Source organism: Streptococcus sp. HMSC10A01 (genome assembly GCF_001807785.1).
Classification (GTDB): domain Bacteria; phylum Bacillota; class Bacilli; order Lactobacillales; family Streptococcaceae; genus Streptococcus; species Streptococcus gordonii.
The window spans coordinates 21,481-46,386 of sequence record NZ_KV790965.1; the positions used below are offsets into that span (position 1 = coordinate 21,481).

Consider the following 24,906-nt stretch of genomic DNA (forward strand, 5'->3'; position numbering starts at 1 on the left):
AACAAAGTAACAGAATGAGTTTAAACCCTTATTTATCAAGGAGTTTGGTATGTTACCTTTCATGTTACCTTGTTACCAAGAATGTAACGTCATTAAACTTTTATAATGGAGTGCTGAGTTCTTTTTAATTTGGCTCTTTTATATTCAAATCCATCAGGCTCAAGTATATCAAGATCTTGCTCTTTAGTTCTACCTTTTTTTAGAACGTAGTTATTTTTTGTTAAATTTCTTAAGTTTTTGGCTATGTCCTTTCCCGCCCCCCATGTATTAGGTTTTTGTATTCCATGATCTTTAGCGAATTCTTGTAACTTTTCTGTAGCAAAGAATACAGGTACAACTTCTAACTCATGCCAACCGTTTTCTATGTATACATGTTTCACAAAAGATAAAAGATAGTCGTTATCCTCTTTGTATTCTGTGAGCATTTCTTCAACAACTTTAGGTACTATAAACTGTTGAAATGGTTCTTGATTCACAGTTTTAAACAATACATATTCTAAAACGTCCTTATCTGCTAGAAATTCATTCTTTACCCATGGTTTCTCTGCTTGCCCATTAAAATCAGCATTAAATGGAACGATCATCACACGTCTATACCACCCCTTAGTTTTATTACCTGAGTTTGGTATATAGTTACCCGAAAAGATATTGAATAGCTTAAATGTTGCTTCAAATGCCGTACGTCCTTTAGGGTTTACTAGCACGGCATCACCACTGGTAATACTCATAAGGTCAGACGGATTTTTCAGATATTCATTAGGAGCTTCATCTCCAATATTACAAACCTTACCTACTAGTGTTTCTAGATTGTGTTTTTCGCTAAACTGTGCAGGCTTTAAGGCTGAAACATTGCTTTCTCCAATCAGATTAATTAATAAGCGCTGAAATGTCCCCTTACCATTATTGCCCTCTCCAAATAGTACAGCAAACTTACTTCGGGTATAATTAGGGTTGATAGCTTCAAGAATAATCTGCCAAAATAGTGTTACTAGTTCCCTATCACCGCAAGCAATAGAGTCTAACCAATCCTCAAAAGTGTTACCTTCTCTATCCTTTGGTATATAGTTTGGCACTTTGTAGGCTGTTGCAATTTTACTTGTAATTACATACTTAGGGCTAAAAGAGAGTAGTTCCTTTGTATTCAAGTTAATAATTCCATTTTTAACAGGGATAAGATTCGCACTCTCTAGTGGTCTTTTTATACCTGTCATTGTTCTCACCATTGAGTTAATTTGTTTCCAGTCACGGGGTCTTACTCGTGGATCAAAGGTTTTACAAAAACCATTGAATAGATCTGTACTAGCAGTATAAATGCCATTATCTAGATCATAAATATATAGTAAGCTACTGTCTGAGGTGTTAGACTTAGTAATAAAAGTAAACGTTACAAGTTTGTTTAATTCACTTGCTACTGTGAAGATATCTGGTATAGGTGTCTTTGTAGCTTGATTCTTTTTTCCTTCGTTAACAATATAGCTATTTTCCTCACGCCAATTCACGCCCGCTTGGAAAATTCTTTCCCTTAATTCTCTCATGCTCTTTGGTGGTTCGATTGCTTTTACTTGATCTAATTTATTTTGCAACTCGTCAATATCCATTTATACCTCGCTTTCTAATTTCAGCATTTACTATACTCTCAAAGGTGCGATCTAATTCGCTATCTGATAACGGTTTATCTGTCATGGTGTTTGCTACCTTGGTTACTTCATAAGCAGTAGCAATATCAGCATTAACCCACTTTGAAAGTAACAAACCAACGAAACGAGTTACAGCGACATTGCGCCCACCCTCATCACCAAAACCATGTAATAGTGTGTCAATAATTCTCATGGTCATTGACCGTTGTCCCTTTGGTCTGGGTGTGTATTTATCAGGGGTTTCTTGCTTCGCTCGTGGTTCAACTTTGGGGACTGGATAATCTAGCCCGTGCTCCACAATTTTTTGATAACTTGCTGGGTCACCTGTTGTTACTGGTAGGCCCTGGAGTTGGGACCAGGTTAGACTGGCCATATCAAAGGGTAGCCCTATCTTGTCAGCAATCTCCTTCACTACCTGCTTATAGGTTGCCTCATTCATCATGTTGTCAGGCTTTACTACAAGGCGAAAACGGGGCTTTTCTGGGCTATGTTTGATAGTTGGGTATAAGATGTAGGAGTAGCCAAACAAAGCGCTAGAAACGGCTTTTATGAAGCTCTCAGACGTGCTTAGTATCTCGTCATAGTCAAGGAAAATCAAATCACGATATACTAGGCTGGTGTTGTTTCGCTTGTAGCTCCCATTTTTCTCTGGTATGACCTTGCCACTCAAACAATAGGGCGCTTGTGTACGTTTGAAGTCTTCAATATTTGCCCCTTCAGGGACTACCAAAGCCTTAAAGCGTTCAATATATTGGAAAGGCTCAATTTTATCAAATGGATAAACCAGATTGTTTTGAAATCCTCTAGCTTCGTATATTGTCATTTCTCAGCTCCTAAAAATACTAAAATGTCTTCGATTCTATAAAATATTTTGCGTGTGTCCTCGATAGGAGGAGTGCATCTTTTTAGTCCTGCACGTTCCCAACGTTTCAAGGTGTTGTAGTCTATATCTAATTCTTCCTTGAGTTGTTTAGGCGTCATTAAACCCGTTATACGTTGTTTTGGCTTCAGATAGTCTTTTAGAAAGCTCTCTATCAGTTTTAAAATACCGCGTTTTAGGCTGTTTTCGCTTTCTTTACTCAAACTAAACATATTTATCCGCTCCCTTCAGCAGTTGCTTGTAGCTCTCTAAATCGGCATTTAAGAGCACATTTAGGCGGACTTGTTCTTTTTGTACTTGTTTTTTCAAAGGTTTGACTCCGTCGATTAGTTCTGCCTTGCTGGCTGGGATATAGTAGCCACTGTGCGTGATAAGTCGCGCTCCGATAATCGGAATCTTGTATTGAGTTATTAAGTGACTGATAATCTCTTGGACGGCTCGTCTTTCCATTTTCAAGATTTTAGCAATCTCAGCGCCTGTAATGGCATTCTCACCCCCAACCTTGATTAGATTGAGAACTCGCTTATAATTCTCTGGTAGCGGTGGTAGTGTCATTCTGTTACCTCCCTTTCTTTGCTGATTAGGATAATCTGTCCCTTATTCCACATATCGGAAAAATCTGTTAGGGTTTCTAATACTCGCTCTAGCTGATTTTGTTCCTCGATACTGTAGCGATCAAATTTATCTTCTAGGGAAAAATCTAGCATAGTCTGGAAAGCCTCATTTAACCACTGACCAAAGTTTTCTGCTCGTGATTTTGCAAGGTCAAAATGTTTGTCTTTTGTCATATCTCTCCTCGTTCTAATTGTATCTTTTGCCTGTTAGCTGAATATAACGCCCATAATTAGGATTTAAACTCTCGCTAGGTGTTTCTATCGTCTGTTTACTTTCTCGCTCAATTTGGGCGCTTTTTAGGCGGTTTAGGTGGTTTTAGATAAAACAGTAGGGCAATCAGCGCCACGGATAAGATAAGTGCCTGTGTGTTGCTTAAATCTAGTTCATCCATGTTATGCCCTCGCTTTGTAATTCTTGATATATTCCACTTGGTCACTTCGTTCCATCTTCAGGAAGTCGTCCACTTCCTTACTAGTTACTTTTCTGTTTACAAAATCCGCGATAAACTGGAATAGGTTTTGATCTTCTGCCTTGACCTCAACCATTAAGTTATCAAATTCTGCTTGTGTCATGTTGTTTATATCTTTTTTCATTGTTATTCTCCATTACTCTTTTAATTGTTGTTTTGCAGTTTTAAGAGGTTGCTTGCTCTCTGCGGTAGCATTATGGTATAATTAAATAAAGAAAAATTTCTAAAACCTATATACGGCTTGCCTGCTGTCCTGTGTTTTAGTATTTAGAGTTAAAAGCCTTATGAGTTTTGCTGACCGTTAAGGCTTTTTTGTTGCTTAAAGTTAAAATGCTATAAATCTTCAACTAACCAATTCATAACAACTTGAAAGATACGTTTTGGAGCGTCATAATCGCCTATCTCAATTTTATTAAGTGTACTTCTGCTAATATTTAATATTTTAGAAGTCTTAAGTTTTGTTAATGACAACTTTCCTCGCTTAATTCGAACCTTTTCAGCAATTTCTTTAGTAATGATCATTTTATATCCCTCCTTTCATTATTCATAAACGGACATTTTGTCCCTTTTCTATTTTGTATAATAACAGACATTATGTCCGTTGTCAAGAGAAAAACGTAAATTTTATTTTTCTTAGCAGACATTTTGTCTTTTTAATTTTTTTGTGCTAAAATGATATTTAAGAAGAAAGGCATATTTTATGAATAGATTAAAAGAGTTACGAAAAATAAAAAAAGAAACACAGGCTGAGATTGCTGATTTATTACAAGTAAACACAAAGACTATTTCACGCTGGGAAAAAGGAGAGTCTAACATAAAATTAGCACAAGCTAATATGCTTGCTGATCATTTCAATGTATCAATAGGGTACTTATTAGGTTATGATATTGGTACTAAACCAGTTGAAGATATTTTAGGGAATCCAATACCTGCGGTTGAATTACAAGGCTATGACTATACTGTATTAGATATCAATCGAGATATCCCTGAAACATTAAATGAAGTTTCCAGGTTAAAGTATTGTGTCATTAAGCTATGTAAAGAAAATGAAATTCCTTTATTTACTGGTTTTCGTGCCATAATTACAGATCATGACCGAGAAATTGTTATTGATCCGATATCTGCAGATACATTTTTTAATGCTTTTGCTCGTACAGACGTTTTAATAAAAAATGGGTATCAATCAGGATCATCAGAGCAATTTAGAGATTTTGATAAATATATATGGAGTCGTAAAAGGGAAGATAAAGAGATATTAGAGAATATTTTAAGTGATTGGCTTGCTATTCTGAATATTGATAAACAACACGTCAATATTTCTTACTTTGATAATGAAACTGCTACTCCTAATAAAATCAAACTAAGAATATAAATCGGGGAAGTTATGAATAATAAATTCATGATTTCGTAAGGGTGACCCAAAAATGTCTCACCTCTTCAACAGGAAACGAAGACTTTTGCTCAAAAATGAGCTAAAGTGCTGGAGGCAGACCTAGCCAAGACCACATCATCAAGCTAGACATGGCTAAAGAAATTGCCAACAAAAATCTTTAACTGAATAAATTTACATTTATTTAGAAATAGATAATCATGACTAATAACCATTCTAAAAACTATATACGGCTTGCCTGCTGATGTTTAGAAAGGTTCATATCGTGAAAATCAATGAAATCAAAAAGAAAAACGGTGCAACGGTGTACCGTGCCAATGTATATTTAGGAGTTGACCAAGTAACAGGCAAGAAAGCCAAAACAAGTGTAACGGGTAGGACAAGAAAAGAGGTCAAGCAGAAAGCAAAGAACGCGCAAGATGATTTCAAATTAAACGGCTGTACAGTGACAAAAGTAGTACCTGTAAAGAATTATCAGGAGTTGGCTGAATTATGGCTAGAGAGTTACCAGTTCACAGTAAAACCTCAAACCTTTATAGCTACTAAGCGAATGCTCTACAATCACCTTATACCTATCTTTGGTTCTCTGAAACTGTCAAAGCTATCTGTTAGCTATATTCAAAGCTTTATCAACGATCTATCAACTCAGTTAGTTCATTATGCAGTGGTTCATTCGATAAATAGACGTATTTTACAGTATGGGGTATCTCTTCAACTCTTACCATTTAACCCTGCAAGGGATATTATTCTTCCTAAGCAACCAAAACGCGAGAATAAAGCTATCAAGTTCATAGCTCCAGAAGACTTAAAAACTTTAATGGGCTATATGGAGAAGTTGGCTTATAAAAAATACGGATATTACTTTGATTATGTATTATATAGCGTTTTACTTGCTACTGGTTGTCGTTTCGGTGAAGTAGTAGCCCTTGAATGGTCAGATATTGACCTAGAGAATGGAACTATCAGCATAAACAAGAATTACAGTAGGTTGTTAGACTTAATAGGTACGCCAAAGAGTAAAGCAGGAGTTAGGACAATCAGTATAGACAAGAAGACAGTTAATATGCTACGTCTATACAAGAATAGGCAACGGCAATTATATTTGGAGTCTGGGGAGCATGTTTCGTCTGTGGTATTTGCTATCCCGACTAAGGAATATCAGAATATGGCCACAAGGCAAGATTCTCTGGATAGGCGTTGCAAAGAAATTGGAATACCCCGCTTTACATTTCACGCCTTCCGCCACACTCACGCTAGTTTATTACTAAATGCTGGTATCAGCTATAAAGAATTACAATACCGTTTAGGTCATGCTACTTTGGCTATGACCATGGATATTTACGGTCACCTATCTGCGGATAAAGAAAAAGAGGCTGTTTCTTATTTTGAAAAAGCCATGAATAGCTTGTAAGTCCACAAAAAGGTGAACAAATTTAAAAACCATCTCATTTTAGAGATTCACAAACCTTATCAAATCAACGTTTATAGAAGATAAAGGAGAAAACCATGACATTTGAAGAAATTTTACCAGGCCTTAAGGCTAAGAAAAAATATGTGCGTACAGGCTGGGGCGGGGCGGAAAATTACGTCCAGCTCTTTGACACGATTGAGCAGAATGGGGTGGCTCTTGAAGTGACACCATATTTTCTCATCAATGTTTCAGGTGAGGGGGAGGGCTTCTCCATGTGGAGTCCGACTCCTTGTGATGTTCTTGCGACAGATTGGGTGGAAGTAGATGACTAATACAGTACTAGTGACGGGGGTTAGCTCTGGTATTGGTAGAGCTCAAGCCCAGAGCTTTTTGGAAAATGGCTACCGGGTTTACGGGGTGGATAAGGATGAAAATCCTGGCTTTCTAAATGAGCTTCGTTTTGTCAAGTTGGATTTGACAGGTGATTTGACGCCACTCTTCACCAGCTTTCCCGAGGTAGACATCCTCTGCAATACAGCAGGAATCTTGGACGATTATCGTCCTCTGCACGAGACCGGCGATGAGGACTGGGATCAGATTTTTGCGCTTAATCTGACCGCTACCATGAAAATCACCCGCTTTTACCTGCAGAAAATGCTGGAGAAAAAGTCTGGTATCATCATTAATATGTGCTCGATTGCTAGCTTTTTGGCTGGCGGAGGCGGTGCTGCCTATACGGCCTCTAAGCATGCTCTGGCAGGCCTGACCAAGCAGATAGCCTTAGACTATGCGGATAAAAATATCCAAGTCTTTGGCTTGGCGCCTGGCGCTGTTAAGACAGCCATGACTGCCGCAGATTTTGAACCAGGCGGACTAGCTGACTGGGTTGCTGATGAAACGCCGATCAAGCGCTGGCTGGACCCCCAAGAAGTGGCTGACGTTAGTCTCTTTCTAGCTAGTGGTAAGGCAGCTGCTATGCAGGGCGAGATTATCAAAATCGACGGTGGCTGGAGTTTGAAGTAAGTGAATGAAGAATGCGAACAATGAAAAAGCTAAAAATCTTTTCCAATCCTGGACCAAAAATATGGTACTTTACGGTTTGGATGCTGGCCTAGGGGAGTTCTTTATGAACGCGTCTGAGACATCCTGCCTTTACCAACTAGGAAATTTCATTTTTCCAGCTGATCAGGTGGATTTGGATTTTTGGCAGGATTATAGTAGCCAGTATGGTCTGGCTGATAAGATTATCATCTCTGAAGATTTCAGCTGGCAAGAGTTTCTGGATAGTCAAAGTGAGTTGCAGCAGTTTACTCGCTATGCTTTTTCGGACAGGGCTGATTTTGATACAGAGGTTTTGGAGAAATGGCAGAGCAGGCTACCAGCAAATTACTACCTTAGTTCGATTGATAAGGAGAGTTATGAATGTTTGGCTAGGGAAGCCTGGTCTCAGGATTTGCAGGGTGATTTTTCTGATTTTGATCAGTTTCAAGCGGAGGGTGGCTTTGGTTTTTTAGTATATTCAGGAGAGGAAATCATCGCTGGCATATCGACAGGATTGGTCTATCATGGAGCCCTTGAGATTGAAATTGCTACCAAATCAGCCTACCAAAGGCAGGGCTTAGCCAAAATCTTGGGTGCCCAGATGATTTTAGAAGCCCAAAAACGCTCACTTTTTCCTCTCTGGGATGCGCACAATGAAGCTTCCAAGAAGGTTGCAGAAAGTTTGGGCTATCAGTGCCTAGGAGCTTATCCGGCCTATGAATGGAAAGGGACTTTTGACCAATGAAGAAGAACCAGAGCTATGACTTAAAAGATATCATTCAGGCTGTGAAATCAGAAAAGCTAGATGATGATTTCTTGTTGTATGCTAAGGAAAATGGAGAACTGAATTTTCAAGACAGCTACTTGCTTGCTGATTATCCTCAAGTAGTGGACAATAAGGATGTTTATCCTAGACAAGTAAGGGAGCAAGAGCTGGAGCTGATTTATTACGGTGAAGATTTTGCGGATGTTCTCTTGTCAGTCATGGAGCAGAAAGCAGAAGCGACTGATCAAGAGTGTTTACAGGCTCTGCTTTACTATTATGAGCATGATTACTTTATGGATTTTGATAAAGATACAGTTTTGTAGGAAGATTTTTTGTAAACAATAATTTTCATTTTAGAAAGACAGGAGAAGTGATGACTCCAAAAGAAATGTGACAGGCATACAAGAAAATCAATCCAGAGATTGGCGACGAGATTGACGCCTGGGCTTTCGGTGCTTCGGCAGATGAGCTTGCCGACTTAGTGCTATGTGGTGAGAAGACAGCGACGTCTTCGGCCTATGAGCTCTATAAGCTTGAAAATGAGCCCTTGCCTCAGGCAGGAAGCTTTGATGTCATTTTAGACAGTCAGGAAAAGGCTGTTTGTATCGTTGAAATCACCAAAGTCTCTGTTTTACCTTTTAATGAGGTTTCAGCTGATCATGCCTTTAAGGAAGGAGAAGGAGATAAATCCTTGGCATATTGGCAGCAGGTCCATCAGGCATTCTTCACAGAGTGTCTAGCGGAAGCTGGTTTGGAGTTTTCCCAAGAAATGGGTGTCGTCTTAGAAGAATTTCGCAAGGTCTATCCCTTGAATGAAGAGTAGTGTTTATTTTGAATTCGCATAGTATTTTTAAAAATTTTCTTTTAGTGGTATACTAATGGAACTATCTTACAGAAAAGAGTTGTTTTATGACAAATTACGCGATTATTTTGGCTGCGGGTAAAGGTACTCGCATGAAGTCGGATTTACCAAAGGTACTGCACAAGGTGGCAGGAATTTCTATGCTAGAGCACGTTTTCCGCAGTGTCAATGCCATTAATCCAGAAAAGACCGTGACAGTTATCGGTCACAAGGCCGAGCTGGTGGAGCAAGTCTTGGCAGGTCAGACTGAGTTTGTTCGTCAGACTGAGCAACTGGGAACGGGACATGCCGTTATGATGGCAGAGCCTGTTTTGGAAAATCTGACGGGTCAGACGCTAGTCATTGCTGGCGACACTCCCCTGATTACAGGAGAAAGCTTGAAAAACCTGATTGACTTCCATATCAACCACAAGAATGTTGCGACCATTTTGACAGCAGAAGCAGACAATCCTTTTGGCTACGGCCGTATCGTTCGCAACCAGCACGGAGAAGTCTTGAAAATTGTTGAGCAGAAGGACGCTTCTGACTTTGAGCAGCAAATCAAGGAGATCAATACAGGGACTTACGTCTTTGACAATGCTCGACTTTTTGAAGCCCTCAAAAACATCAATACCAATAATGCTCAAGGCGAATACTATATCACAGATTTGATTGGCATCTTCCGCGAAAATGGAGAAAAAGTCGGCGCTTATACGCTCAAAGACTTTGATGAAAGCTTGGGTGTTAATGACCGCGTGGCTTTAGCTACAGCTGAGAGTGTCATGCGACGCCGGATTAACCAGAAGCATATGGTCAACGGTGTCAGCTTTGTCAATCCAGATGCTACCTATATCGATGTGGATGTGGAAATCGCGCCTGAAGTTCAAGTTGAAGCAAATGTGACCCTGAAAGGTCAAACCAAGATTGGGGCAGAGACGATCCTGACTAATGGTACCTACATCGTAGACTCTGTTATTGGAGAACGGACCGTTATTACCAGCTCTATGATTGAAGAATCTAGTGTTGCAGATGGGGTAACAGTCGGACCTTTCGCTCACATTCGTCCAGGTTCTAGTCTGGCCAAGGATGTCCATGTTGGCAACTTTGTAGAAGTTAAAGGATCGTCAATTGGAGAAAATACCAAGGCTGGTCATTTGACCTATATTGGAAACTCTGAAGTTGGTGCTAATGTAAACTTTGGTGCAGGTACGATTACGGTTAATTATGATGGTCAGAAGAAATACAAGACTATCATTGGCGACAATGTCTTTGTCGGTTCCAACTCGACCATTATTGCTCCAGTTGAGCTAGGTGACAATTCACTGGTCGGTGCAGGTTCTACCATCACGAAGGATGTGCCAGCAGATGCCATTGCTCTGGGACGTGGCCGTCAGATTAACAAGGAAGATTATGCTAAGCGTCTTCCTCATCACCCTCAAAATAAGTAGGTTTAGTCATGGAATTTGAAGAAAAAACCGTCCAACGGACGGAGATTTATCAGGGACCGATTTTTAAAGTGGTTCAGGACCAGGTAGAGCTGCCAGAAGGGAAAGGCCAGGCACAACGAGATTTGATTTTTCATAATGGAGCGGTGGCTGTGATTGCTATTACTCCTGAAAATAAGATGATTCTCGTTAAGCAGTACCGCAAGGCTATTGAGGCAACTTCTTATGAAATTCCAGCTGGTAAGCTAGAAGTGGGAGAAAATGCTTATCCGCATGCAGCTGCCCTGCGAGAATTAGAAGAAGAAACTGGTTACACGGGTCAGCTAGAGCTAGTTTATGATTTTTATTCTGCTATTGGTTTTTGCAATGAAAAGATTAAGCTATATAAAGCTAGCCAATTGACAAAAGTAGAAAATCCTCGTCCTCAGGACGAAGATGAAACCTTGCAACTTTTTGAAGTCAGTCTGGAGGAGGCACATCAGTTGCTGCAAAACGGTGACATATGCGATGCCAAGACCATCATGGCTCTTCAATATTGGGAAATGCAGGAAAATCAAAGATAGGGGGAAAACCTATGGGAAGACCTTTATTAACTGATGAAATCATCGAGCGGGCTAACCGTGGTGAAGTCATATCGGATCCTCCTCTCGTGGATGATGAGGAAACTAAGATAATTAGAACTGACCAAGGAAGATTTGGTTATGCTACACCGCAAGGAGAGTTTAATCAGGACACCATGCAAATTGAAGTTGATCGGGAAGTTGTGAAAAGCCGACGCATTGAAAATCAGAAGCGAGGGGTCTTTCAAGCTAAACTCAATAAAATTTTGTTGTGGATTATTCTCCTGTTGGTGGTTTTGATTGCAGCCATTATTTGGCTATAAAAATAAGCGATAAGCCTAAGGCTTTCGCTTTTTTAGAAAAGGTTGGAAATAATGAAAATTGGAATTATCGCGGCTATGCCCGAAGAGTTAAAAGTATTGCTGGAGCATTTAGAAAATCCAGAAAAGCATCTTCGATTGGGACATGTCTATCATACGGGTTCTATTGGCCGTCATGAAGTAGTATTGGTTGAGAGCGGAATTGGAAAGGTCATGTCTGCGATGAGTGTAGCTGTTCTGGTCAATGATTTCAAGGTTACTGCTGTCATTAATACAGGCTCAGCTGGAGCGGTGGCTGAAGGTCTGGCTATCGGAGATGTGGTGGTTGCAGATCGTCTGGTCTACCATGATGTGGATGTGACAGCCTTCGGCTATGACTATGGTCAGATGGCTCGCCAGCCACTCTATTTTGAGGCTAGTCGCTATCTGGTCTCTGAAATGAAGAAAATTTTAGACAAGACCCATCAAAAGGCAAGGGTAGGTTTGATTGCGACAGGTGACAGCTTTGTTGCTGGTCAGGATAAGATTGACCGCATCAAGGAGCATTTTCCAGATGTCTTGGCTGTCGAGATGGAAGGTGCAGCTATTGCTCAAGCCACACATTCGATTGGCCTGCCTTTTATGGTTATTCGGGCGATGAGCGACACAGCTAGTCATGATGCAAATGTCACTTTTGATGAATTTATTATTGAAGCTGGTAAACGCTCGGCAGAAACCCTGATTCAGTTTTTAAAAGAGTTAATCTAGAGTAAGATCGACCTAGTCGGTCTTTTTCTATTCTTGCCAAAAAATCCCTTTTGATGGTATAATCAAGAAGTTGCAATCAATGATAGAGGAGAAAAAGATGAGTATTTTAGAAGTAAAAAATCTTAGCCACGGTTTTGGTGACCGGGCTATTTTTGAGGATGTATCCTTCCGTCTGCTTAAAGGGGAGCATATCGGTCTGGTCGGTGCCAATGGTGAGGGAAAGTCAACCTTTATGAGCATTGTGACGGGTAAAATGCTTCCGGACGAAGGCAAGGTTGAGTGGTCCAAGTATGTGACGGCTGGTTATCTGGACCAGCATGCTGTGTTGGAGCAGGGTCAAACTGTCCGTGATGTTTTGCGCACAGCCTTTGACGAACTTTTCAAGACAGAAAGCCGCATCAACGACATCTATATGAGCATGGCTGAGGAAGGAGCCGATGTGGATGCCCTGATGGAAGAGGTTGGTGAGCTGCAGGACCGCTTGGAGAGCCGAGATTTCTATACTTTAGATGCCAAGATTGACGAGGTTGCACGTGCTCTGGGCGTCATGGACTATGGTATGGAAAGCGATGTGACAGAGCTATCTGGTGGGCAGCGGACCAAGGTTCTCTTGGCTAAGCTGCTTCTTGAAAAACCAGATATCCTGCTTTTGGACGAGCCAACCAACTATCTGGATGCTGAACACATTGATTGGCTCAAGCGCTACCTACAAAACTATGAAAATGCCTTTGTTCTGATCTCGCATGATATTCCTTTCCTGAATGACGTGATCAATATCGTCTATCATGTGGAAAATCAGCAACTGACTCGTTATTCTGGTGATTATTATCAGTTCTTAGAGGTATATGAGATGAAAAAATCTCAGCTGGAAGCAGCCTACGAGCGCCAGCAGAAGGAAATTGCGGACCTCAAGGACTTTGTGGCCCGTAATAAAGCTCGCGTGGCGACCCGTAATATGGCTATGTCCCGCCAGAAAAAGCTGGATAAGATGGACATTATTGAGCTGCAAAGTGAAAAGCCTAAGCCTTCCTTTGACTTCAAGTCTGCCCGAACACCTGGCCGCTTTATCTTCCAAGCTAAGGATTTGCAGATTGGGTATGACCGTCCGCTGACTCAGCCTCTTAATCTGACCTTTGAACGCAATCAGAAGGTGGCGATTATTGGGGCAAACGGGATTGGGAAAACAACCCTACTCAAGAGTTTACTGGGGATTATCCCACCTATTGCAGGTCAGGTCGAGCGTGGGGACTATCTAGAGCTGGGCTATTTCGAGCAGGAAGTAGAAGGAGGCAATCGTCAGACACCGCTGGAAGCAGTCTGGAACGCCTTTCCGTCCCTCAATCAGGCTGAAGTGCGAGCGGCTCTAGCTAGATGTGGCTTGACTTCTAAGCACATCGAGAGCCAGATTCAAGTCCTTTCAGGTGGAGAGCAGGCCAAAGTCCGCCTGTGTCTTCTCATGAACCGAGAAAATAATGTTCTGGTGCTGGACGAGCCGACCAACCACCTGGATGTCGATGCCAAAGAGGAGCTCAAGCGAGCTCTGAAAGAATACAAGGGTAGCATTCTCATGGTCTGCCATGAGCCTGATTTCTACGAAGGTTGGATGGATCAGATTTGGGACTTCAATCAATTGACATAAAGATTTTTTCTGTAGAAAAAGTATTTTGTTTTTTAGATAAAAGAGAAAGAGGCTGGTCATATACTGACCAACCTCTTTTTGAACTTAATAATTTAAATATTCATTAATATCTTGTTTTTCAATCTCTTTGCCATATTCGCAGACAGGGCAGAGTACATAATATTTTCTACCATAAGGGATGAGAGGAATCCAGTAGAGGGAAAATTTCCGACCTGTTTCAATAAGATCCCAAGGAGCAGTTTGTTGACAGTTTCCACATTGGATAGCAGACTGAGTATGTCCTAGTTCTTTTTTATAGCCTTTGTAACCCCAAATAATCATATGAATTTATTCCTTTCTTAGTTAAACTAGAGGATTATTTTTTAAAGTTGTAATCCTTGATCACTTCGATCTTTTGAATCTTGATCTCGTTTTTAGGTTTATTGTTTTCATCAGTTTCGCTTTCAGCAATCTTATCAACAATATCCATACCGTCTATGACTTGGCCAAAGACTGTATAATCACCATCTAAAGATGGATTTCCACCTTTCTTATAAGCTTTAATAATTTGTTCTGGATATTTGCTTTTAGATAATTTGCTTGAGCTGTCTGTCTGGTTTTGGTTAATAAAGAATTGACTACCATTAGTATTATCGGACGCTGCATTGGCCATAGATAGAGCCCCGCGGAGGTTGTATAGATAGGCAGAAGTTTCATTCTTAAAGCCCTTTCCTGAGTCAATTTGTTTGTTTTTTCCATACCATATTGACTCCCCACCTGTACCGTTTCCTTTAGGGTCACCACTTTGAATCATGAATCCCTTGATGACGCGATGGAAGATAACTCCATCATAATAGCCTTCTTTAGCATGAGTTAGAAAATTTTCAACTGCTAGAGGTGCATATTTGGGAAAGAGTTTGAGAGTGATATCACCAGCTGTCGTTACGATTTTAACTTTCGCTTCATCTTTGGCAACTTTGGTTGATAGTTGAGGGAAGTTGGCATTCTTATTTGTCAATGCTTCCTTGGTTTCAGCTTCTTTTTTGCTAGCTTCAGCACTGCTTGCACTAGCTGCTAGGCTAGAGTCTACATATTCATCGCCCCGCAAGACACGTTGGATACTAGTACAGCCTGCTAACAAAAGGCTGGCTGAAAGACCCAAAATTAATAATTTTTTCATCATGATCCTTTCTGAAATAAAAACTACTCACATTTTACTATAAAGGTCAATGATTTTCAAATCTTGTTAAAAAAGAAAGAATTCTTACTTGCAAAGCTTTGGGTCTGAATGGGAGATGGGGGAAGTCAGAAAGACTGATCCACCTAGCTTCATATAGGTTTTGAGAATGACTGCGTTCCTTTTCCTCACCACCTATCGTTAAGTTTTCTAAGCCCGTATAGATTGTCCAGAAATAAATGTGTTGATTATCGTCAGAGTCATAAGTGAAGGCAGGTTTTAGGTCTTCTGACTTAAAAATAAGCTGGACTTCTTCTTTGATTTCTCTTATGGCTGCTTCGATTGGACTCTCACGCTTCTCAATTTGCCCGCCTGAAAGAACATAGTAGTGTTGCCCGTTTTTATATCGATAAACGGTCAGAATGCTATTTAGTTTGGGATGATAGATAAGTATGCCAGCTCTCATAAGCAACTCCTTAATTTTTCTATTCATCAAGTTTAACAAAATAATGTTTAGAATACTAGATTGGAAACATATTATCGAAAAAAATACGATTGTGAAATCCAGCTAATCACTAGGACCTTTATTTAGTTGGTCATAATTTTTGTTTTATTTCTAAAATCATTCTGACGCTATCTAAGGAAGGAGAAGGTGAGAATTTTAATGAAAGCGACAAGAGTCTAATTAGAATCTAATGTAAGGTGATGAGATGCTAGTTCTTATCTTTACCTGAAAGGTTGTGCATACAAGAAGATTATGGTAAAATGAGAAAAATAAAAATTAATAGGAGCACTTTCCATGGAGAAAAGACTTACACGAGATACTAAGAATCAAAAAATTGCTGGTGTTTGTGCTGGTTTAGCTAAATATTTCAACGTAGATCCTACACTTGTTCGCGTACTGTGGATTATTTCAGTGTTTGCTTATGCAGTTTGCTGGTTCGTTATGCCAGAAGAGGGAGCAACCCAAGACTAAAAGAAGACTTGATCTTTTAAAATCCCAAGCCAGCTAAGCTGGTTTTTTTCTTTTTGGTAGAAGTATTAAAGGTGAAGATTTAGTGTGTCAAAGTGTAAAATTTATCATTTATTGTCTATAGTTATTGTGGTATAATAAAGGTTATGGCAAATAGTAAAAATACGAAAAAAGGCCGAACAACACGTCGGCCAACAAAAGCAGAATTAGAAAGACAAAGAGCTATTAAAAGGATGTTGCTGAGTTTTGGCTTGGCCTTCATTCTTCTTTTTGCTGCCTTAAAACTAGGTGTTTTTGGGGTGACTATTTACAATCTGATTCGATTAGTAGTTGGTAGCTTAGCATACTTAGCAATTGTAGCGACTTTGATTTATCTTTTCTTTTTCAAATGGTTAAGCAAGCGCGAAGGTCTGATTTCAGGTTTTATTAGCATTTTTGTTGGTTTACTTCTAATCTATCAAGCTTACTTTGTAGATGTCTTATCACTCAAAGGTCAAGTCTTGTCCAGCACTTTAGCCAGAATTTTTTCTGATTTAACTGCATTTAAAGTTAGTTCATTTGCTGGTGGTGGTTTATTAGGATCACTCTTACACTTACCCATCTCTTTTCTCTTTTCAAATTTTGGTTCTTACTTTATTGGTATTCTCTTTATTTTAGTAGGTGCGCTGCTAATCAGCCCTTGGACCATTTATGATATTTCTGAAAAGCTGGTTGAAGTATTCCACCGTCTTAGTGAAAAACGTGAAGAAAAGCGGCAACAGCGTTTTATTGAAAAAGAAGAACAGGCTGCTTTGGAAGCAATGCAGGCGATTGAAGTGGAGCAAGAAGGACCTGAAATCGATTTGGAAACAGGAGAAATTTTGGATGATGAAAATCAGGCAAGAACTCCTGTTGCCATTGAAGCAGAGGAATATGAAGATTTAGGAGAATTTGAACTAGAAGAAGTTCAAGATTTCAAAATTCAGCAGGAGTCAGAAGAAGATGCTGACACAGATGTTGAGGTAGACTTCACAGCCAAAGAAAGTTTGGATTATAAGCTACCGACCATCAACCTCTTTGCGCCTGATAAACCAAAAAATCAGTCTAAAGAGAAGCGGATTGTTCGTGAAAACATCAAGATCTTGGAAGAAACTTTTGCGAGTTTTGGCATCAAGGCCACTGTTGAGCGGGCTGAAATCGGCCCTTCCGTCACCAAGTACGAGGTTAAGCCAGCTGTCGGTGTTCGGGTCAATCGGATTTCTAATCTGGCAGATGACTTAGCTCTAGCTTTGGCTGCAAAGGATGTGCGGATTGAGGCGCCGATTCCTGGAAAATCTCTTGTCGGGATTGAAGTGCCCAACTCTGAAATTGCAACTGTAACCTTCCGAGAGCTCTGGGACCAGTCTAAGACAGATGCTGGCAAGCTTCTAGAAATCCCACTTGGTAAGGCTGTCAATGGCTCTGTTCGCTCCTTTGACTTGGCTAAGATGCCCCACCTCTTGGTAGCGGGTTCTACTGGATCCGGTAAATCAGTAGCTGTTAACGGTATTATCGCTAGTATTCTCATGAAGGCAAGACCGGATGAAGTCAAGTTTATGATGGTGGATCCTAAGATGGTGGAGCTGTCCGTTTATAATGACATTCCCCACTTGCTTATCCCCGTTGTGACCAACCCTCGCAAGGCTAGCCGTGCATTGCAGAAGGTGGTAGACGAGATGGAAAACCGCTATGAACTCTTCTCCAAGGTCGGTGCCCGTAATATTGCTGGCTACAATGCTAAAGTAACAGAGTACAATGCCCAGTCTGAGTACAAGCAGATTCCCCTGCCTCTAATCGTCGTCATCGTGGATGAGCTGGCTGACCTTATGATGGTGGCCAGCAAGGAAGTGGAAGATGCCATTATCCGTCTGGGACAAAAAGCGCGTGCGGCTGGGATTCACATGATTTTGGCTACCCAGCGGCCATCAGTAGATGTTATCTCGGGTCTAATCAAGGCCAATGTGCCGTCTCGGATTGCTTTTGCAGTCTCTAGCGGGACAGACAGTCGGACCATTCTAGACGAAAATGGAGCAGAAAAGCTCTTGGGTCGAGGGGACATGCTCTTTAAGCCTATTGATGAAAACCATCCGGTTCGTTTGCAGGGCTCCTTTATCTCAGATGAGGATGTGGAGCGAATCGTAGCCTTTGTCAAGAATCAAGCTGAAGCTGATTATGATGATAGCTTTGATCCTGGTGAAGTATCTGAAAGTGATTTGGATACTGGTGGGGGCGACGATGGAGGAGATCCGCTCTTTGAAGAAGCCAAGGCCTTGGTTATCGAGACTCAGAAAGCCAGCGCATCTATGATTCAGCGGCGACTCTCGGTCGGCTTTAATCGGGCCACTCGCCTTATGGAAGAACTTGAAGCGGCAGGCGTTATCGGTCCAGCCGAAGGAACCAAGCCGAGAAAGGTTTTGCAGACGAATTGATTCTAGTTTCACAAGTCTGCTAGCAAAAAAATCATTCTATAAAAATAAATCTGCCAGCAGCCAGCCGGCAGATTTTCTCTACTTACACATTATCAAGGAAAGGAAAAAAGTATGAAATTAGATACCGTTCACCATATCGCCATCATCGGGCATGATTATGCCAAGACTAGGGAGTTTTATGTGGATAAGCTGGGCTTTGATAAGCTAGATGAGCACCACCGGCCTGATAAACAGGATATTCTCTTTAATGTCCGAAAAGGAAATCTAACTTTGGAAATCTTTATCAAGCCAGACGCTCCCAAAAGACCAGCTCTTCCTAATCCAGAACATACCGGGCTACGGCACCTGGCCTTTCAAGTGACAGATGTTGAAAAAATTTTGGAGGATTTCGATCGTTTAGAGATTCCCCATACCGAGCTACGCTATGATGACTTTGACGGCCGTAAGATGGCATTCTTCTTTGATCCTGATGGGCTGCCTTTAGAGATTCACGAATAAAACTGCGCCTTTATTTTCCAAGGGCAGGTTTAACTATCCATACTTCAGCCTAAAGTCTGAAGAAATGACGCCCAGTTTTTGCTACAATAAGTAAAGCAAATTCAATAAGGAAAACTCTATGCATCAGAATCAATTTCAAGGACTTAGTCAAGCACAAGTTGAAGAACGTCGCCAAAAAGGTCTGACTAATCAGATTACCATCTCTACAGAAAGAACGACTTGGCAGATTGTTCGGTCCAATATTTTCACCTATTTTAATTTTATTTTTCTTGTACTGGCCATTCTCTTGGTCCTAGTTCAGTCATGGAATAATCTACTTTTTGTTCCCATCGTTGTCATTAATTCCTTGATTGGGATTTTTCAGGAATTGAGGGCGAGAAAAGTTCTCAACAAAATGAGACTCTTACACACCTTCTCAGCCAATGTGATTCGAGATGGAGAAGAGCAGGTGCTCTCTGTCGAAGAACTTGTTCAGGACGATGTGGTTAAATTTTCTGCTGGGAATCAGATTTATGCCGATGGACAGATTCTCTCAGGAAGCTTGAAAGTAAATGAATCCCAGCTGACGGGTGAGGCTGATGAGATTGAAAAAAATCCGGGAGATGAGGTCCTGTCTGGTAGCTTCGTAGTTGCTGGTCAAGCCTATGCTCGACTGGACAAAGTAGGAGACCAGGCTTACATAAACCAGCTAGCTAAAGAAGCAAAAGAAATAAGCGGTGTAGAAGAATCCAAGATGGTTCATGCTGTCAATCGCCTGGTGCAGATCATTGGGATATTGATTATTCCTTTAGGACTCTTGCTTTTCTTCCGCAGTTTTATCAGTAATCAAGAAACTCTGCAAGTCAGTGTGACTTCAACAGTCGGTGCTATTGTGGGAATGATTCCGGAGGGACTCTACCTCCTGATGACGCTTGCCCTAGTTCTGGGGGCTGTTCGCCTAGCCAAACAGCAGGTCCTTCTAAACAGTATGAAGGGTATTGAGACTCTGTCGCGTGTTGATGTCCTTTGTGTAGATAAGACAGGGACTATTACAGAAAATGAAATGGCTGTTAGCCAGTTGCTTCCAGTAGCAGATCAGAAAGAGTTGGCATTAGAAGCACTGAGTCAATATCTTGAGGCTAGCCAGGACGCCAATGATACAATTGAAACCTTGCGTGCTTATCCTGGGATTGAAAAAAGTGGACAAGCTTGGTCTATTAAACGGCAGTACCCTTTTAGCTCTAAAAATAAATACGCAGCAGTGGCCTTTGATCAAGGTACCTTTGTCTTAGGAGCTCCAGAGTATGTCCTTCGACGAGACTTAGAACATTATCAATCTTATTTTCAAGAGGTGGCAGAAGAGGGAAGCCGGGTTCTGGTGTTTGGTCGTTACGAGGGGGAAAACTTAGAAGCTGGCTTGGAAGCACCTGTTATCCCATTCTTATTTATTGTTTTAGAAAATCCCGTTCGGGAAAATGCTGCAGAGACTTTTTCGTATTTTGAAAGACAAGGTGTGACTGTTAAGGTCATTTCGGGAGATAATCCACTTACTGTCTCTGCAGTTGCTAAGAAGGCAAAGATTCCTCATGCAGAAAACTATGTGGATGCCAGGAGTTTGGATTCGGATGAAAAGATTATTCAAGCTGCAGAAACGTATACCGTATTTGGTCGGGTCAGTCCAGAACAGAAACAAAAATTAGTACAGGCTCTGCAAGGTCAAGGCCATAATGTTGCCATGACAGGAGACGGTGTTAATGATATTCTTGCTATGAAAAAGGCTGATTGTAGCATTGCGATGGAATCTGGGAATGATGCAACCAAGCAGATAGCGCAAGTGGTCTTGCTGGACTCAGATTTCTCATATATGCCCCACATCGTTGCAGAAGGACGGCGTGTAGTTAATAATATTCAGAGATCGGCCAGTCTTTTTCTAGTTAAAAATATATTTTCTATCTTACTAGCCCTGACTTCGACCATATTTGCTTTCACATATCCTTTGCAAGCTTCGCAGATGTCCTTGATCAGTGGTTTTACAATTGGGATACCTGGATTTTTGCTGGCTTTAGAGCCCAATAAGGCACGGATTAGAGGACGTTTTTTAGAGACGGTTTTGAAAAATGCCTTGCCTGCTGCCATTGTAGATTATCTAGCGGTTTTAGCGGCAGTATATTGTGGCCATTGGCTTGGATTGTCTCCAAAGGAAATCAGCACAAGTTCGATCATCTTGCTAGCGGTGGTCGGTTTTACAATCATGTATAAACTCATAAGACCTCTTAATCGCATTAAGATTGGCATTATGCTCCTGAATATTACAGGGATGATTCTTGCTGCTTTGCTCTTACCTCGCATCTTTAATTTGAGTGGCCTGTCAATCGCAGCAATCCTGATGACTGTCTTACTTTCATTACTTTTGGAAAGACTGATATGGTTCTTCCAATTTTTAACTAACAAGGCAGTAGCTCTGTATAAAAAACGTAAATAAAATGAAGTTGAAAAATCCCAACTTCATTTATTTTGATAAAAAGAGGCCAATGACCATTGCCAGGTATAAAAAGAATGTCAACATAAAGCCAGCTCGCCAAAAAAATTTCAAAAATTTTGGATAGTAGAAAGTCTGCTTTTTCTTGAGAAAATAGACCGTAATTCCGATTGCCAAGGCAGATAAAGCCAAGACCAGCTGTGGCAACATGCTATGGTAGTATGCTCGGTCAGAAATAAGATAGAATTCCAAAAAGAACATTGGGAAGGCTAGATCTGCAAAGTTAAGACCAAAGCGTTTTAAACGTAAAAATTTAATTAAAATAATAGATAAAGCAATAGTTAAAAAAATAAATAAAACGGAAGCAATTCTTAATAACATCATAGCTATATTTTATCACAAAAAAAGTTAAAAAAGAAGAGAATTATCCTTGCATTTTCAATTCTTTAGTGTATAATAGAAAGGTATGCGATAAGCATGCTTGTGGGAGGTAATGCTCAAGTTTTATTGAGTAAATTCTACCGCCTAACCACAAAGGAGGATTTAAAATGGCTAAAAAAGTCGAAAAACTTGTAAAATTGCAAATCCCTGCTGGTAAAGCTACTCCAGCTCCACCAGTTGGTCCTGCGCTCGGTCAAGCCGGTATCAACATCATGGGATTCACTAAAGAGTTCAACGCTCGTACAGCTGACCAAGCTGGTATGATCATCCCAGTTGTTATCTCAGTATACGAAGACAAATCATTTACTTTCGTTACTAAAACTCCACCAGCTGCTGTTCTTTTGAAAAAAGCTGCAGGTGTTGAAAAAGGTTCAGGTACACCTAACAAAACGAAAGTTGCAACTGTTACTCGTGCACAAGTACAACAAATTGCTGAAACTAAGATGCCAGATTTGAACGCAGCAAACATTGAGTCTGCAATGCGTATGATCGAAGGTACTGCTCGTTCTATGGGATTCACTGTTACTGACTAATTGTAACAATCCTATTTGCCCGCAATACACTTGATCATGAGACGAGTGACGTGGGAGATGAAAATCGATATGACCACATTACAAGGAGAAAGATAAAATGGCTAAAAAAAGCAAACAACTTCGTGCTGCTCTTGAAAAAATCGACAGCACAAAAGCATACAGCGTAGAAGAAGCTGTAGCTCTTGCAAAAGAAACTAACTTTGCAAAATTTGACGCAACTGTAGAAGTTGCATACAACTTGAACATCGACGTTAAAAAAGCTGACCAACAAATCCGTGGCGCAATGGTATTGCCAAACGGTACTGGTAAAACAGCTCGCGTTCTTGTTTTCGCGCGTGGTGCGAAAGCAGAAGAAGCAAAAGCTGCTGGTGCAGACTTCGTTGGTGAAGATGACCTCGTTGCTAAAATCAACGACGGTTGGTTGGACTTCGATGTAGTTATCGCTACGCCTGACATGATGGCTCTTGTTGGACGTCTTGGACGTGTCCTTGGACCACGTAACTTGATGCCAAACCCTAAAACTGGTACTGTAACTATGGATGTTGCTAAAGCAGTTGAAGAGTCTAAAGGTGGTAAAATCACTTACCGTGCAGACCGTGCAGGTATCGTACAAGCTATCATTGGTAAAGTTTCATTTGATGCTGATAAATTGGCTGAAAACTTCAAAGCTTTCAACGAAGTTATCCAAAAAGCAAAACCTGCTACAGCTAAAGGAACTTACGTAACTAGCTTGACAATCACAACTACTCAAGGACCTGGTATCAAGGTTGACGTAAACTCACTTTAAAAATAATAAAAAACTCTGGTTTTACCAGAGTTTTTTTCTGGAGAAAAATCAAAATATTTTACTTGGTGTATGAAAGTTTATTCAAATTTTAACAATGTTAGCAGACTGAGTGTATAAGAGAGGCTAAGAAACATCATGCTAAAACTGGCTGTTCCCCCAATAAGTCTAGTTACAAGTCCAGATAAACATGATATAATATGGTGAAACAATTTATTTATATAAAAAGGAGACGATGCGATGAAAAAAGATCAGAATCAGCTTACTTGGCTGATGGTGTCCCTGATTGCTTTTAATATGGTTTGGGGGCTTGGGAATGTCGTCAATAACTATTCCCAGCAGGGAATCTCTGTTATTGTTTCCTGGATTCTTATCCTAGCTCTATACTTCATTCCTTATGCTCTAATTGTAGGACAACTGGGGTCGACATTTAAGGAAAGTGGGGGAGGTGTCAGTGACTGGGTTGAGAAGACTTCTACCAAGCGCTTGGCTTATTTTGCTGCCTGGACCTATTGGGTAGTGCATATTCCCTACTTGGCGCAAAAGCCACAAGGAGTTTTGATCCCACTTGGTTGGGCTCTTCAAGGGAATGGTAATTTTTTAAGTAATCTCGACATTCATTGGATCGTGATTTTGAGTTTGCTAATTTTCGGAGCCTTTCTCTACTTGTCTACTAAGGGACTTTCTACCCTCAAGGTAATTGGTGGTCTAGCAGGAAGTGCTATGCTCATCATGTCTATCCTTTTTGTTCTTTTAGCTGTAGGTGCGCCTTTTATCAAGCCTGATATGCAATTTGCAACGGCTAATATGGATAAGCTTAGTACCTATATTCCTAATTTTGACTTTTCATATTTTACAACAATTTCTCTCTTGGTCTTTGCGGTCGGTGGAGCTGAGAAAATTTCTCCTTACGTTAATCAAACTCGGAATCCCGCCAAGGAATTTCCAAAGGGAATGATTGTCATGGCTGTTATGGTTGGGGCTTCTGCTATTTTGGGGTCTCTAGCTATGGGGATGCTATTTGATGGAAGTAATATTCCAGACGATTTGATGCGTAATGGTGCTTACCAAGCTTTCCAAAAACTTGGAAATTACTGGGGTGTCGGTAATCTTTTGGTTGTAATCTACGCCCTGACAAATATGGTCGGACAAATTGCTGCCCTCGCTTTCTCTATCGATGCGCCTCTGCAGATTTTACTTAATAATGCTGATGCTGAATTTGTTCCAAGCTGGTTGCGTAAGCGCACTTCAAAAGGTGTGTTGATTAATGGTTATATCTTAACAGGGATTTTGGTGAGTCTCTTGATTATCCTGCCAATCTTTGGAATAAAAGAAATTGATGGTTTGGTTAAATGGATGACCAATCTTAACTCTATCGTTATGCCGATGCGTTATCTCTGGGTTTTCCTTGCCTATATGCTGTTAAACAAAGCTTGGAAAAAATACAAAAATGCGGAGTATAAATTAACAAAGAATCCTAAAGTTGGCTTTGTTATTGGAGCTTGGTGCTTCCTCTTTACAGCTTTCGCTTGTATTCTGGGGATGGTTCCAAAAGTGGATTATGCTCAAGATCCAGCTGGTTGGAAATTCTCTCTTTTGACTAATGTTTTGACTCCTCTTGTTCTGATTAGTTTGGGAATTATTTTACCTTTACTAGCTAAGCGTGAGAAAAGACAAGCTCGTCGGCAAGAAATCGCTGAGAAATAAATTAAGTAATATATATAAATCGGTCCTATCTGATGATAGGGCTGATTTTAATAGAGGCAGATAGCTCATAATCAAGATGAGCAGTAGAGTAGTGAATATTTTATACTTAAATTTGGATGAGTAGAGAAGATGTTAAGGTATCTTACTG

At 40.5% G+C, this 24,906-nt stretch carries 30 protein-coding genes and 1 pseudogene; 19 read left to right on the forward strand and 12 right to left on the reverse strand.

The window, feature by feature from the left end; genetic code table 11:
- Positions 1-92 precede the first annotated feature (92 nt).
- The 8 genes and pseudogenes from HMPREF3108_RS01715 to HMPREF3108_RS01745 all read right to left on the reverse strand — a co-directional run bounded on the left by HMPREF3108_RS01715 (position 93) and on the right by HMPREF3108_RS01745 (position 4,123).
- Positions 93-1,598, reverse strand: a complete 1,506-nt coding sequence (locus tag HMPREF3108_RS01715) for a DNA primase family protein (RefSeq protein ID WP_070493040.1) — start codon at positions 1,596-1,598, stop codon at positions 93-95.
- Complete coding sequence (locus tag HMPREF3108_RS01720; RefSeq protein WP_070493042.1) at positions 1,588-2,460, reverse strand: primase alpha helix C-terminal domain-containing protein; 873 nt, start codon at positions 2,458-2,460, stop codon at positions 1,588-1,590. The genes HMPREF3108_RS01715 and HMPREF3108_RS01720 overlap by 11 nt, the downstream gene beginning before the upstream one ends.
- Positions 2,457-2,729, reverse strand: a complete 273-nt coding sequence (locus tag HMPREF3108_RS01725; RefSeq protein ID WP_070493045.1) for a MerR family transcriptional regulator — start codon at positions 2,727-2,729, stop codon at positions 2,457-2,459. Before HMPREF3108_RS01725 ends, HMPREF3108_RS01720 begins: the two co-directional genes overlap by 4 nt.
- Positions 2,722-3,072 (reverse strand): hypothetical protein, encoded by a 351-nt coding sequence (locus HMPREF3108_RS01730; RefSeq protein WP_070493047.1) that lies wholly within the window; start codon positions 3,070-3,072, stop codon positions 2,722-2,724. The genes HMPREF3108_RS01725 and HMPREF3108_RS01730 overlap by 8 nt, the downstream gene beginning before the upstream one ends.
- Entirely contained in the window at positions 3,069-3,305 is a 237-nt protein-coding gene (locus tag HMPREF3108_RS01735; protein ID WP_070493050.1) for a hypothetical protein, read from the reverse strand. The genes HMPREF3108_RS01730 and HMPREF3108_RS01735 overlap by 4 nt, the downstream gene beginning before the upstream one ends.
- Positions 3,306-3,318: 13 nt before the next feature.
- Positions 3,319-3,523: pseudogene (locus HMPREF3108_RS10885) on the reverse strand (hypothetical protein).
- A 1-nt stretch (position 3,524) separates the two neighbouring features.
- Positions 3,525-3,725: a hypothetical protein gene (locus HMPREF3108_RS01740; RefSeq protein WP_070493053.1), complete on the reverse strand. Its 201-nt coding sequence runs from the start codon at positions 3,723-3,725 to the stop codon at positions 3,525-3,527.
- Between the two features lie 209 nt (positions 3,726-3,934).
- The gene (locus tag HMPREF3108_RS01745) at positions 3,935-4,123 is read right to left on the reverse strand and encodes a DNA-binding protein (protein ID WP_061599360.1); all 189 of its coding nucleotides are present in this window, start codon (positions 4,121-4,123) and stop codon (positions 3,935-3,937) included.
- Between the two features lie 178 nt (positions 4,124-4,301).
- Here HMPREF3108_RS01745 and HMPREF3108_RS01750 point away from each other — a divergent pair, with 178 nt between their 5' ends.
- From HMPREF3108_RS01750 to HMPREF3108_RS01805, 12 genes are all read left to right on the forward strand, one after another.
- A complete protein-coding gene (locus tag HMPREF3108_RS01750) occupies positions 4,302-4,973 on the forward strand; it encodes a helix-turn-helix transcriptional regulator (RefSeq protein WP_061599361.1) in 672 nt (223 codons plus the stop codon).
- A 283-nt stretch (positions 4,974-5,256) separates the two neighbouring features.
- Positions 5,257-6,402: a tyrosine-type recombinase/integrase gene (locus tag HMPREF3108_RS01755; protein ID WP_061599362.1), complete on the forward strand. Its 1,146-nt coding sequence runs from the start codon at positions 5,257-5,259 to the stop codon at positions 6,400-6,402.
- Positions 6,403-6,497: 95 nt separating this feature from the next.
- Entirely contained in the window at positions 6,498-6,734 is a 237-nt protein-coding gene (locus tag HMPREF3108_RS01760) for a DUF2829 domain-containing protein (protein WP_002899859.1), read from the forward strand.
- Entirely contained in the window at positions 6,727-7,425 is a 699-nt protein-coding gene (locus HMPREF3108_RS01765) for a 3-oxoacyl-ACP reductase (protein WP_048779778.1), read from the forward strand. The genes HMPREF3108_RS01760 and HMPREF3108_RS01765 overlap by 8 nt, the downstream gene beginning before the upstream one ends.
- Before the next feature lie 4 nt (positions 7,426-7,429).
- A complete protein-coding gene (locus HMPREF3108_RS01770; RefSeq protein WP_048779780.1) occupies positions 7,430-8,188 on the forward strand; it encodes a GNAT family N-acetyltransferase in 759 nt (252 codons plus the stop codon).
- Positions 8,185-8,532: a DUF7716 domain-containing protein gene (locus HMPREF3108_RS01775; protein WP_048779781.1), complete on the forward strand. Its 348-nt coding sequence runs from the start codon at positions 8,185-8,187 to the stop codon at positions 8,530-8,532. The genes HMPREF3108_RS01770 and HMPREF3108_RS01775 overlap by 4 nt, the downstream gene beginning before the upstream one ends.
- Positions 8,533-8,618: 86 nt before the next feature.
- On the forward strand, positions 8,619-9,032 hold the full coding sequence (locus HMPREF3108_RS01780) for an ASCH domain-containing protein (protein WP_239683420.1): 414 nt from the start codon (positions 8,619-8,621) through the stop codon (positions 9,030-9,032).
- Between the two features lie 86 nt (positions 9,033-9,118).
- Complete coding sequence (gene glmU, locus HMPREF3108_RS01785) at positions 9,119-10,498, forward strand: bifunctional UDP-N-acetylglucosamine diphosphorylase/glucosamine-1-phosphate N-acetyltransferase GlmU (RefSeq protein ID WP_070493056.1); 1,380 nt, start codon at positions 9,119-9,121, stop codon at positions 10,496-10,498.
- Between the two features lie 8 nt (positions 10,499-10,506).
- Entirely contained in the window at positions 10,507-11,058 is a 552-nt protein-coding gene (locus HMPREF3108_RS01790; RefSeq protein ID WP_048779786.1) for an NUDIX hydrolase, read from the forward strand.
- An 11-nt stretch (positions 11,059-11,069) separates the two neighbouring features.
- The gene (gene macP / locus HMPREF3108_RS01795; RefSeq protein ID WP_020992595.1) at positions 11,070-11,378 is read left to right on the forward strand and encodes a cell wall synthase accessory phosphoprotein MacP; all 309 of its coding nucleotides are present in this window, start codon (positions 11,070-11,072) and stop codon (positions 11,376-11,378) included.
- A gap of 51 nt (positions 11,379-11,429) precedes the next feature.
- On the forward strand, positions 11,430-12,122 hold the full coding sequence (locus tag HMPREF3108_RS01800; RefSeq protein WP_048779788.1) for a 5'-methylthioadenosine/adenosylhomocysteine nucleosidase: 693 nt from the start codon (positions 11,430-11,432) through the stop codon (positions 12,120-12,122).
- Positions 12,123-12,219: 97 nt separating this feature from the next.
- Complete coding sequence (locus HMPREF3108_RS01805; protein ID WP_070493059.1) at positions 12,220-13,761, forward strand: ABC-F family ATP-binding cassette domain-containing protein; 1,542 nt, start codon at positions 12,220-12,222, stop codon at positions 13,759-13,761.
- 84 nt (positions 13,762-13,845) lie between these two features.
- Here HMPREF3108_RS01805 and HMPREF3108_RS01810 read toward each other — a convergent pair whose 3' ends face one another.
- From HMPREF3108_RS01810 to HMPREF3108_RS01820, 3 genes are read right to left on the reverse strand one after another with little or no spacing between them, the layout of a single operon-like run.
- On the reverse strand, positions 13,846-14,082 hold the full coding sequence (locus HMPREF3108_RS01810; protein ID WP_008809403.1) for a zinc-ribbon domain-containing protein: 237 nt from the start codon (positions 14,080-14,082) through the stop codon (positions 13,846-13,848).
- 34 nt (positions 14,083-14,116) lie between these two features.
- On the reverse strand, positions 14,117-14,920 hold the full coding sequence (locus HMPREF3108_RS01815) for a peptidylprolyl isomerase (RefSeq protein WP_045635150.1): 804 nt from the start codon (positions 14,918-14,920) through the stop codon (positions 14,117-14,119).
- Positions 14,921-14,966: 46 nt separating this feature from the next.
- Entirely contained in the window at positions 14,967-15,383 is a 417-nt protein-coding gene (locus tag HMPREF3108_RS01820) for an NUDIX domain-containing protein (RefSeq protein WP_045635151.1), read from the reverse strand.
- 333 nt (positions 15,384-15,716) lie between these two features.
- On the opposite strand from HMPREF3108_RS01820, the gene HMPREF3108_RS01825 reads away from it, so the two are divergent.
- The 4 genes from HMPREF3108_RS01825 to HMPREF3108_RS01840 all read left to right on the forward strand — a co-directional run bounded on the left by HMPREF3108_RS01825 (position 15,717) and on the right by HMPREF3108_RS01840 (position 21,296).
- Entirely contained in the window at positions 15,717-15,893 is a 177-nt protein-coding gene (locus HMPREF3108_RS01825; RefSeq protein WP_070493062.1) for a PspC domain-containing protein, read from the forward strand.
- A gap of 143 nt (positions 15,894-16,036) precedes the next feature.
- The gene (locus HMPREF3108_RS01830) at positions 16,037-18,337 is read left to right on the forward strand and encodes a DNA translocase FtsK (RefSeq protein WP_061596667.1); all 2,301 of its coding nucleotides are present in this window, start codon (positions 16,037-16,039) and stop codon (positions 18,335-18,337) included.
- Between the two features lie 111 nt (positions 18,338-18,448).
- A complete protein-coding gene (locus tag HMPREF3108_RS01835) occupies positions 18,449-18,835 on the forward strand; it encodes an SMU1112c/YaeR family gloxylase I-like metalloprotein (RefSeq protein WP_061593305.1) in 387 nt (128 codons plus the stop codon).
- A gap of 118 nt (positions 18,836-18,953) precedes the next feature.
- The gene (locus HMPREF3108_RS01840) at positions 18,954-21,296 is read left to right on the forward strand and encodes an HAD-IC family P-type ATPase (RefSeq protein WP_070493066.1); all 2,343 of its coding nucleotides are present in this window, start codon (positions 18,954-18,956) and stop codon (positions 21,294-21,296) included.
- A 27-nt stretch (positions 21,297-21,323) separates the two neighbouring features.
- Here the strand turns inward: HMPREF3108_RS01840 and HMPREF3108_RS01845 are convergent, their stop codons facing one another.
- Complete coding sequence (locus HMPREF3108_RS01845) at positions 21,324-21,677, reverse strand: DUF3397 domain-containing protein (RefSeq protein ID WP_061596752.1); 354 nt, start codon at positions 21,675-21,677, stop codon at positions 21,324-21,326.
- A 164-nt stretch (positions 21,678-21,841) separates the two neighbouring features.
- Here HMPREF3108_RS01845 and rplK point away from each other — a divergent pair, with 164 nt between their 5' ends.
- The 3 genes from rplK to HMPREF3108_RS01860 all read left to right on the forward strand — a co-directional run bounded on the left by rplK (position 21,842) and on the right by HMPREF3108_RS01860 (position 24,758).
- On the forward strand, positions 21,842-22,267 hold the full coding sequence (gene rplK, locus HMPREF3108_RS01850) for a 50S ribosomal protein L11 (protein ID WP_008809395.1): 426 nt from the start codon (positions 21,842-21,844) through the stop codon (positions 22,265-22,267).
- 97 nt (positions 22,268-22,364) lie between these two features.
- The gene (rplA, locus tag HMPREF3108_RS01855; protein WP_008809394.1) at positions 22,365-23,054 is read left to right on the forward strand and encodes a 50S ribosomal protein L1; all 690 of its coding nucleotides are present in this window, start codon (positions 22,365-22,367) and stop codon (positions 23,052-23,054) included.
- A 237-nt stretch (positions 23,055-23,291) separates the two neighbouring features.
- Positions 23,292-24,758: an APC family permease gene (locus tag HMPREF3108_RS01860; protein ID WP_008809393.1), complete on the forward strand. Its 1,467-nt coding sequence runs from the start codon at positions 23,292-23,294 to the stop codon at positions 24,756-24,758.
- Positions 24,759-24,906 lie beyond the last annotated feature (148 nt).

Coding starts and splice junctions, on each gene's coding strand:
- HMPREF3108_RS01715 (WP_070493040.1), bottom strand. CDS start 1,598: ATGGATATTGACGAGTTGCAAAATAAATTAGATCAAGTAAAAGCAATC.
- HMPREF3108_RS01805 (WP_070493059.1), top strand. CDS start 12,220: ATGAGTATTTTAGAAGTAAAAAATCTTAGCCACGGTTTTGGTGACCGG.
- HMPREF3108_RS01770 (WP_048779780.1), top strand. CDS start 7,430: ATGAAGAATGCGAACAATGAAAAAGCTAAAAATCTTTTCCAATCCTGG.
- macP (WP_020992595.1), top strand. CDS start 11,070: ATGGGAAGACCTTTATTAACTGATGAAATCATCGAGCGGGCTAACCGT.
- HMPREF3108_RS01725 (WP_070493045.1), bottom strand. CDS start 2,729: ATGTTTAGTTTGAGTAAAGAAAGCGAAAACAGCCTAAAACGCGGTATT.
- HMPREF3108_RS01745 (WP_061599360.1), bottom strand. CDS start 4,123: ATGATCATTACTAAAGAAATTGCTGAAAAGGTTCGAATTAAGCGAGGA.
- HMPREF3108_RS01760 (WP_002899859.1), top strand. CDS start 6,498: ATGACATTTGAAGAAATTTTACCAGGCCTTAAGGCTAAGAAAAAATAT.
- HMPREF3108_RS01820 (WP_045635151.1), bottom strand. CDS start 15,383: ATGAGAGCTGGCATACTTATCTATCATCCCAAACTAAATAGCATTCTG.
- HMPREF3108_RS01750 (WP_061599361.1), top strand. CDS start 4,302: ATGAATAGATTAAAAGAGTTACGAAAAATAAAAAAAGAAACACAGGCT.
- HMPREF3108_RS01735 (WP_070493050.1), bottom strand. CDS start 3,305: ATGACAAAAGACAAACATTTTGACCTTGCAAAATCACGAGCAGAAAAC.
- HMPREF3108_RS01845 (WP_061596752.1), bottom strand. CDS start 21,677: ATGATGTTATTAAGAATTGCTTCCGTTTTATTTATTTTTTTAACTATT.
- rplK (WP_008809395.1), top strand. CDS start 21,842: ATGGCTAAAAAAGTCGAAAAACTTGTAAAATTGCAAATCCCTGCTGGT.
- HMPREF3108_RS01860 (WP_008809393.1), top strand. CDS start 23,292: ATGAAAAAAGATCAGAATCAGCTTACTTGGCTGATGGTGTCCCTGATT.
- HMPREF3108_RS01720 (WP_070493042.1), bottom strand. CDS start 2,460: ATGACAATATACGAAGCTAGAGGATTTCAAAACAATCTGGTTTATCCA.
- HMPREF3108_RS01835 (WP_061593305.1), top strand. CDS start 18,449: ATGAAATTAGATACCGTTCACCATATCGCCATCATCGGGCATGATTAT.
- HMPREF3108_RS01810 (WP_008809403.1), bottom strand. CDS start 14,082: ATGATTATTTGGGGTTACAAAGGCTATAAAAAAGAACTAGGACATACT.
- HMPREF3108_RS01840 (WP_070493066.1), top strand. CDS start 18,954: ATGCATCAGAATCAATTTCAAGGACTTAGTCAAGCACAAGTTGAAGAA.
- HMPREF3108_RS01740 (WP_070493053.1), bottom strand. CDS start 3,725: ATGAAAAAAGATATAAACAACATGACACAAGCAGAATTTGATAACTTA.
- rplA (WP_008809394.1), top strand. CDS start 22,365: ATGGCTAAAAAAAGCAAACAACTTCGTGCTGCTCTTGAAAAAATCGAC.
- HMPREF3108_RS01825 (WP_070493062.1), top strand. CDS start 15,717: ATGGAGAAAAGACTTACACGAGATACTAAGAATCAAAAAATTGCTGGT.
- HMPREF3108_RS01765 (WP_048779778.1), top strand. CDS start 6,727: ATGACTAATACAGTACTAGTGACGGGGGTTAGCTCTGGTATTGGTAGA.
- HMPREF3108_RS01830 (WP_061596667.1), top strand. CDS start 16,037: ATGGCAAATAGTAAAAATACGAAAAAAGGCCGAACAACACGTCGGCCA.
- glmU (WP_070493056.1), top strand. CDS start 9,119: ATGACAAATTACGCGATTATTTTGGCTGCGGGTAAAGGTACTCGCATG.
- HMPREF3108_RS01815 (WP_045635150.1), bottom strand. CDS start 14,920: ATGAAAAAATTATTAATTTTGGGTCTTTCAGCCAGCCTTTTGTTAGCA.
- HMPREF3108_RS01775 (WP_048779781.1), top strand. CDS start 8,185: ATGAAGAAGAACCAGAGCTATGACTTAAAAGATATCATTCAGGCTGTG.
- HMPREF3108_RS01800 (WP_048779788.1), top strand. CDS start 11,430: ATGAAAATTGGAATTATCGCGGCTATGCCCGAAGAGTTAAAAGTATTG.
- HMPREF3108_RS01730 (WP_070493047.1), bottom strand. CDS start 3,072: ATGACACTACCACCGCTACCAGAGAATTATAAGCGAGTTCTCAATCTA.
- HMPREF3108_RS01790 (WP_048779786.1), top strand. CDS start 10,507: ATGGAATTTGAAGAAAAAACCGTCCAACGGACGGAGATTTATCAGGGA.